This is a genomic window from Microcoleus sp. Pol12B5 (assembly GCF_036701335.1).
Taxonomy (GTDB): domain Bacteria; phylum Cyanobacteriota; class Cyanobacteriia; order Cyanobacteriales; family Microcoleaceae; genus Microcoleus.
This window is the reverse complement of record NZ_JAUBQQ010000156.1, coordinates 1-1,802: the sequence shown is the minus strand read 5'-3', so window position 1 is coordinate 1,802 and position 1,802 is coordinate 1. Positions and strand designations below refer to the sequence as shown.

Annotated in this window: 1 protein-coding gene and 1 pseudogene; one reads left to right on the top strand and one right to left on the bottom strand. The window is 38.5% G+C overall.

The window, feature by feature from the left end; all coding sequences use genetic code 11:
- Positions 1-127: 127 nt before the first annotated feature.
- A pseudogene (locus QUA24_RS27160) lies at positions 128-343 on the top strand (transposase); the annotation flags it as partial.
- A 7-nt stretch (positions 344-350) separates the two neighbouring features.
- Here the strand turns inward: QUA24_RS27160 and QUA24_RS27155 are convergent.
- Positions 351-1,229, bottom strand: coding sequence for a choice-of-anchor L family PEP-CTERM protein (locus QUA24_RS27155; protein ID WP_333233523.1), 879 nt, complete (start codon positions 1,227-1,229; stop codon positions 351-353).
- Positions 1,230-1,802 lie beyond the last annotated feature (573 nt).

Genomic DNA, 1,802 nt, shown 5'->3' with positions numbered 1-1,802 from the left:
TTTTGTTACCTCTGTGGAAAAAATCCTGAAAGAATTTGGAGAAAACTATGTAATTAATTTTGTCTAGCTACTTATGATACCCTATTTAAAGGCACAACAGCTTACCAAATTAGCTGCGCTTACCCTGATTTTCGAGAAAATTGAAGAATGGAAAGAACGCGGTTTAACTATATTTGAATTACCTACTTATTCACCTGAATTGAATTTAATTGAGATTTTGTGGCGGTTTATCAAATACCAATGACTCGAAATAGATGCCTACTCTAGCTGGCAATCTCTTGTTTCATCTGTAGAAACAATTCTTAAAGAATTTGGAGATAATTATGTAATTAATTTTGCTTAACTACTTATTAATTACTTCCGCCACGGCGATTGCGTAACTTTCGTCCAGCAGCCAGCATAGCGCCTCCCGCCATTAAACCCCCCACAGTCATCGGTTCTGGAACCGGTTCAGGTTGAACCGTCCCCACAGAACCGCCTTGAATAAATACAGCAGAATCTAACTTGCCATCGCCCACATCTTTAATGCGGATACTAAGAACATTCGTCTGATTTTGCTTGAGCAAACCCTCAAAATCTAAAACTTTAGTAAAACCGTCCAGCTTAACGATGTTAGCAGCAATACCTGTCAAACTTGGGTTGTTAATATAGTCGGGGTGATCTTTAGAGCGATTATATGGATCTGGAACAAGATTATTAATCGTAACTCTTTTTCCGTCGCTCAATTTTGCCAAATTAGTGCCGTTCAACAGCAGTTCAAAATCGTCATTATATTTAGAACCGCCGAACTCAGGAAACTCCTCAGAAGCAAATACATATTGAAAGAACAATTTTTCAACCGTACTATTAGCAAAAAAGCTGAGGTTTAGCTGAGTCAGATCCCCTTGTTCACCCTTAGCACCAAAATCCGTGCTTAAATCGCTGTCCTGTGTCGTGAAGTTATCTTTCCGATTCTGACCCGGTATATCGGTGACTCTACCAGTGCTCAGAACAACACCTGATGTCAAACCGAAGGGGTCATTAGTGAAAGTACCAAAAGCAGCCGAATTACCCGTAATTGAAACAGAGAAATTACTCAACCCGGCTGTATTAGTCCCCAATAAATTATTTTTTAAAGTCTCAGTGTTATTAGTTGCCCCTACCGAAAATGCCATTGCTGGCGCTGCCAACAAACTCAGAGCAGTAGTTAATGTAGCTGTTAAGCCAGCAATTTTGTGAGTAATTATCATAAGTTTTTCCTGGAAGATACAAACCTGATCCAATGCACAACTTCATTTTTACATTATATAAGTATCAATGTCTAGGGCCTTTACAATAACTTTACACATAAGTGTATATACGTTTTTTAGGGCTAATTTTTTGGGTAGTTGTTGGCAATTAGTCAGCCTCTAAACCTCAGCGCAAAAATACGGATACAAAAATACACTTACACAGACTAATAATTTCAGGAGTTACGTACAGGAGACCCAAAAAACTGGGTTTTGATACCGTTGGCACTCTCCAAAATGACTAATAGCTAATGACTAATAGCTAATGACTAATAGCTAATGACTTATGAAAGATGACTTCGCCCAAAAAAACCATAGAAGCCCCCGATTCCTGTCCTAGAGAGATCAAAATGTTTGATCCGAGTTCAACATCCCAGATTCATCTGTGAAGTAAATCTAAAATCGTCGAGTCGCCAAAGTCTCGCCCCCCTCTAAAATCTCTAATCGACTGACTGATGACTAAGTAGCTAGACAAAATTAATTACATAGTTTTCTCCAAATTCTTTCAGGATTTTTTCCACAGAGGTAACAAAA